Source organism: Rhizobium sp. BK661 (assembly GCF_024808825.1).
GTDB lineage: Bacteria > Pseudomonadota > Alphaproteobacteria > Rhizobiales > Rhizobiaceae > Rhizobium.
This window is the reverse complement of the sequence record NZ_JANTYT010000033.1, coordinates 21,548-27,547: the sequence shown is the minus strand read 5'-3', so window position 1 is coordinate 27,547 and position 6,000 is coordinate 21,548. Positions and strand designations below refer to the sequence as shown.

Genomic DNA, 6,000 nt, shown 5'->3' with positions numbered 1-6,000 from the left:
CCGAACAGACGGTCGTTGCCGGCCTCGCCATGGATCAGGTCGTCGCCGTCGCCGCCGAAGACGGTATCGTCGCCGGACCCGGCAAACACCACGTCACGGCCCTCGCGGGCATGGACGAAGTCGTCGCCAGCCTTCAGCGAGATGATGTCGTCATCGGGCGTGCCGAGCAGCCGGTCGTCACCGTCGGTGCCGGCAATCTCGTGCGGCCCCCCCTTCAGGAGCGACAGGCTCGACTGCGTGACGATGCTGCCCTTGCCGTCGCTCACCTGGTAGGTGAAGGTCACCGGGCCGCTCACCCCGCGCGCCGGCGTATAGAGCCAGACGCCGTCGCCATAGGCGGTGATCGCCCCGCTCGAGGCCGTCAGGTTGCGCACGCTCAGCTCATCGCCGTCCGGATCGTAGGTCTTGGCCAGGAGATCGTCGAGGAAGATCAGCATCGACAGGTTGACAAGGCCGTTGGCCAGAACGTTGCGGCCGAGCGACACCGGCAGCCGGTTGGCGCGGGTCTCGTCATCGTCGTCGTCGCCGCCATCGCCGCCATGCTGGCCAGGGCCGCCCGGCAGTGGCCCCCCGCCATGACCGTTGCCATCACCGTCGCGATCGCCGGGACCGCGGCCACGACCACCACCATGGCCGCCACCGCCGCCGTGGCGGGCCCGACCAGGATTGGGGAAGTGGAAGTTCTCGCCGTTGATGCCGATGCGGCCGTCATTGTCGTTGGCGTTGAAGGCCCGCATCACCGTGTCGGCAAGGTTCGGATTGCGCGGCAGCGGCAGGTCCTCGAAGCTCAGCCGCACCGAGGCGACATGGCGCTTGCGGATGACGCCCGAGGTGCTCGCCATCAGCTCGTCGGTCATGTCGCGCAGGAAGGCGGCGACATCGTCGATCGCCGCCAGATTGGTGGCCTCGGGACCGGGCGGCTCCACCGGCTCCGGGCCGGCCGCCTTCTGCTCATGCGCCGGCTCGGGCTTGTCCTTGCCGCTGCCGAGCACGGCGCCGAGCACCCCGAACAGCAAAGGCAGCGAGTAGATCCGCCGGTCGGCGCCCTTGTCGGCGGCAAGCCGGAACCGGTTGGCAGGCGCAACGGCCGCCTGGCCGTCGTCGGGCAGTCCGAGGATCAGTTTCTCCTCCATGACGCTCTCCAATCCTTGCTCTATCCTTTTTTAGGCCTGGCCCTCTTTGGGCCCGGCCCTGTTCAGGCCATTCCTCTTTGGGTCTGGCTGCTATTCGGCGGCGTTGACGATCCGGTCGCGGCCGGCGGCCGGCGGCGTCTTGCCGACGACCAGCGGGCGCTTGGCGGTGGGCTGGATGATCTCGTCCTTCGGCCCGAAGGCGGCAAGCCGGCCGTTCTGCACCAGCCCGACCATGTCAACGGCGGCAAGCGCGCTCGGGCGATGGGCGACGATGACGACGATGCCGCCGCGCTCGCGCACCTTGGCGATCGCCCTGGTCAGCGCCTCCTCGCCTTCGGCGTCGAGGTTGGAGTTCGGCTCGTCGAGCACCACCAGGAAGGGATCGCCGTAAAGCGCCCGCGCCAGCCCGATGCGCTGGCGCTGTCCGGCCGACAGCGCCGTGCCGTGCGGACCGAGCTCGGTCTGGTAGCCGTCGCGCAGGTGCACGACCAGCTCGTGGATGTCGGCGGCCTTCGCCGCCCGGATGATCTTGCGCGCATCCGGCACCTCGGCAAAGCGCGAGATGTTCTCGGCAATCGTCCCCTCCATCAGCGCCACGTCCTGCGGCAGGTAGCCGACATGCTCGCCGAAGAAGGCCTCGTTCCACTGGCTGAGATCGGCGCCGTCGACCCTCACCGAGCCGCGCAGCACCGGCCAGATGCCGAGGATCGAGCGCGCCAGCGTCGTCTTGCCGCCCCCCGACGGGCCGATCAGGCCGACCGCCTGGCCGGCCTTCAGCGTGAAGCTGACTTCGCTCAACAGCACCGCGCCGCTGGTCGGCGCCACCGTCGTGATGTTGTCGACCGTCAGGCTCTCGTGCGGCGCCGGCAGCTCGACATAGCCGCTCTTGTCGTTCAGCACCGCCAGCGTCTCGTTCAGCCGCTGGTGGCTGCGACGCGCCCCGACCACGCCCTTCCACTGGCCGATCGCGAGATCAACGGGGGCAAGCGCGCGCGCCGTGACGATCGACGAGGCGATGATCGAGCCCGACGACAGCTCGCCGCGGATCGTCAGATAGGCGCCAAGCCCGAGGATTGCCGACTGCAGCATCATCCGCAGCACCTTCGACAGCCCCGACAGCGTGCCGCCGACGTCGGACGTCTTCGTCTGACAGTCGAGGTGGCGGCGGTTGGCCTTCTCGAAGCGATCGACGGCCCGCCCGGTGATCCCCATCGCATGCATGATGTCGCTGTTGCGGGCATTGGAGTCCGCCACCGAGTTGCGCGCCACCGAGGCCTTGATCATCGACTGCGAATGCCGTCGCGTCAGCACCTCGGCAACAACCGTCAGCACCGTCAGCACCACGGCACCGCCGACCGTCAAAAGCCCGAGCATCGGGTGCAGCAGCCAGACGAACACCAGATAGACCGGCATCCACGGCAGGTCGAACAGCGCCACCGGGCCCTGGCTCGACAGGAAGCCGCGCAGCGTGTCGACGTCGCGGCCGCGCTCCATCGCCTCCGAGGTCGAATAGCCGTAGCGCGGCATCTCGATCACCACCTTGTGGGCGATCGGCGCAAGCTCGGCATCCAGCCGGGCGCCGAGCCTGATCAGGATCTGCGAGCGGATGATGTCGAACATCCCCTGGAACAGATAGAGGCTGATCGCCAGGATCGACAGCGCCACCAGCGTCGAGATCGAGCCGCTGGTCAGCGCCCGGTCGTAGATCTGCAGCATGTAGAAGGCGCCCGTCAGCGCCAGGATGTTGATGATCCCCGACAGCCCGAACAGATAGGCAAGGATGCCGCGCAATCCGGGGATCCTGTATTGCGGCTCGCTCTTCTTCTTCGTCATCGCATGCCCCCCACATCAGCGCCGCGGACCATCAGGGCATCAACCCGTCGCCCGGACCGGCGCATTGAACAGAAAGTCCCCGACCGGGATTGCCCCGGTCGAGGAGACGCGCTCGTCCCCTCTAGGAGACGCCGTTGAAGTCGCTGGCCGTCAGGTTGTAGTTGCCCTTCAGCATCAGCACGAAGTCGGCATCGGTGTTGCTGTCGACATTGCCGTGGATCACCGTGAACTCGTCGCCGTTCAGCACCTCCCGCGTCACCACCACCTGGCCGGCCGCCGTCAGCGAGCCACCCGAGGCTCGCATGAAGTGCTGCACACCGTCCAAAAATGTCAGTCAGGCTTTCGCCCTGAGCATTCCGCAGGATGAAATCTAGATCTGAACGAATAGATTGTACGATGACACCCTCCCCTAAGTTGCCCATTGCCTTGGACAAAGCTTCGCCCTTCGCACAAACGAAGTGCGCTGCCGGCTGAACAGTCGCCGGAGCTATGGCCGAGACAGTTGGTAGGTCCCCAAGAACCACCCTTCGATCATTATGCAGTTCCCAGGACCAGTGCGCGAGGGAACGAGGTCGAACAACTCCCGAGTCCTTAGTCTAAGACCAAAGTCGAAATTCGGATCGTGCCCACTGCAGTGGTTGGTTGCTAACTACGCAGCAACAGGCAAGCTCTCCCGTGTCCAGCAGAATTCGGTTCCGTCACTCCACATGCGATGCATGATCACCGCAAGCCGTCGAGCCAACCCGACAACCACCTTTTGCCTGCCGCGGCGTCTGGCGATATTCGTCGCCCACGCTTTTAGCCACGACCATTTCTTGACGTTTACAAGCAGGACTTGTGCTGCTTGTAAAGCATCATCGCGTCACCGCAACAGGATACGCCCCCGACCCGCTTGCTTTCACCAGGCTCATTCAGTTTCGGCGTCAGCCCGAGCACAGAACCGACCGCCTTTGCATGCCTCGTCTCGATGCAGATCACCGGCAATCCTGCCGTGGCAATTCCTTCATAAAGCCATTGCGACAGTGGTCCGGCTTCAAGACCGATCCGCTCAATCTGCCACTTCGGATCCTTGATCACTGAGATCAAATCCTCAGGGTGACTGGCAACTTTCACCTCTCGGCAAATTTTGCCTGTGTCATCAACAATGCAGACCGCGGTCCCTTTCACCGACACATCCAGTGCGCATTAGTGTTTCATGCTGCGCTTCTCCCTTTGATGTTTGAGGCTGTTGAGAGACATGACCTCGTTTGACCATCAGCCAGAAGCGCAGCACCGCAATCCACAATGGTCACACTGAGACGGAAAGCCGAATATCCCATCTAATCGCACTCCGTTCGTCAAGGCGGTCAGGGCGTTCGGCATTTTCGCAACGCGGTATCAATAGACTAATTGGGTCGGCCTAAGCGGCCAAGTCGATGGCGTCCGCACAGCGTATGATGCCCGCATTTTTGATCAGGATGTCGAGCTTTCCACAGGTCCTGACCGTCTCGTCGACGATTGCGTTGACCGGCTCTATCGAACTAGGATCGGCCTTGATGGCGTGAAAACCTGCGCCGGTCTGGCCACTGCAGCCTCGGTTTCGTCCATCGCCGTGCGGCCGACCGCTACGATGGAGTCACCGGCCGCAGCCAAGGCGACGGCGATCGCCTGGCCAAGGCCGGGATTGGCACCGGTAACTAACAGCCACCTGTCCTGAAAGGTCGAACAGGGTCATCTCAGGCTCACTTCAGGAATTCGGCGCGATGCGGCGTGAAGGAATCGATCAACCGGCCCTTTTCCAGCGCCTTGACGCCGTGGACAAGGTTGGGCCGGAAACGCTGGCCTCCGCCCTCGTCAAGGGTTTCGGTACACCCCGGTTGGCATCGGCGATGCCGATATGTTTGCCGGGATGGCGGACATGCGCCGGGGCGCTCAGCAGGTAGAATGTACCGGCTGCTCGGCCGAGGCCGACCGGAACGTCACGGTTAATCGGCAGCATCTTCATTTGGTCGGGCGGCAAGAACCAAAGCAGGTGGTCTGGATCCGACTGCAGGACAGCCAGCGCTCACAGGCGTGCCGGCACAAATGGATCAGGATAGTGTCATCGACGTAGCCATCGTTTCATTTGGCGGGAACGACACAACGACGCCGTTGCGACGATCGCAGAGCTCCCGGCTGCGGCGACGCAGCTCGAGGTTCGCAAAAAAATCGGTCCAAATGTTGCCCCGCTGGAACGGATTTGCAGAGCTCTGTTTAACCTCGATGCTCTTCGTCGACACGTTGCGGAATTCGAGAAACCTCCACCGCGCGATGTATGCGAATCCGTTCGCTCGCCAACAAACGCCGTTTCAAAACCAAACCCTTTTCGGTGAGGCGGCATCTTTTGTTGTCGGGGTTACTGTCGAGGAATTCGATGAGATCCAGTTCGCGGGCATGCCGTACTGTCTTCACCCCTACGTCCCTTGGGATTGAGCGCCAGGATCGGGGTCCGAGATTGAGGATCAAAATCCTGAGTCCTGTCGTCATGGATCTCGGCATGGCAACCCTCTAAGCGCCAACGAACCGCATTCAAGGAGCGCAAGATCAACAGGGCCTCAACGCATTAAGCGCGAGGCCCTCGGTATCGCGGCGCCCCAACCCGCGATACCGGCCACGGCTAGTTGTGGCCCTTGAACAATATGCAATCCTCAGCAATCTAGCATCGGTCTTTGGTCGCGTGATGGTCGGGACGTTGGTCGATCTCTCCAAAGGATCAAATCCGACTCCGGTGGGCGGGCGGGCAACTCAGCCATCGTGCCTGAAGAGCGGCGGGTTGCGGCCCTATCGCAGTCACGAAGGACCGTGAATCGGTCTTCGATCCGGGATTTCGGTGGACCTTCAAAGACCCCCACGACCGTCTCGCCAATATGGTGGTTTCCGTCACGAGCCCGCGCTTTGCCGCCGCCCAGTCCACGATGGGAATTCTGGGAATCTTAGCATCGACGGCTCCCTGTCTTGCCCTTAAGCTCGTTGAACCGCGAATTATCCTCCGTGGAAATATCCCGGTTACTGATCG

General features: G+C 63.1%; 3 protein-coding genes and 3 pseudogenes. All 6 read right to left on the bottom strand.

What is annotated here, in order from left to right; genetic code table 11:
* On the bottom strand, positions 1–1,133 hold a 1,133-nt coding region (locus FHX16_RS30240), incomplete at its 3' end, for a cadherin-like domain-containing protein (RefSeq protein WP_259131983.1).
* A gap of 90 nt (positions 1,134–1,223) precedes the next feature.
* Positions 1,224–2,966, bottom strand: a complete 1,743-nt coding sequence (locus tag FHX16_RS30235) for a type I secretion system permease/ATPase (protein WP_259131981.1) — start codon at positions 2,964–2,966, stop codon at positions 1,224–1,226.
* Between the two features lie 121 nt (positions 2,967–3,087).
* The gene (locus FHX16_RS30230) at positions 3,088–3,270 is read right to left on the bottom strand and encodes a hypothetical protein (protein WP_259131979.1); all 183 of its coding nucleotides are present in this window, start codon (positions 3,268–3,270) and stop codon (positions 3,088–3,090) included.
* Between the two features lie 345 nt (positions 3,271–3,615).
* A pseudogene (locus FHX16_RS30225) lies at positions 3,616–4,145 on the bottom strand (hypothetical protein).
* Between the two features lie 232 nt (positions 4,146–4,377).
* Positions 4,378–4,680, bottom strand: a pseudogene (locus FHX16_RS30220) (SDR family NAD(P)-dependent oxidoreductase); the annotation flags it as partial.
* Positions 4,681–4,687: 7 nt separating this feature from the next.
* Positions 4,688–4,819, bottom strand: a pseudogene (locus FHX16_RS30215) (cupin); the annotation flags it as partial.
* Positions 4,820–6,000 lie beyond the last annotated feature (1,181 nt).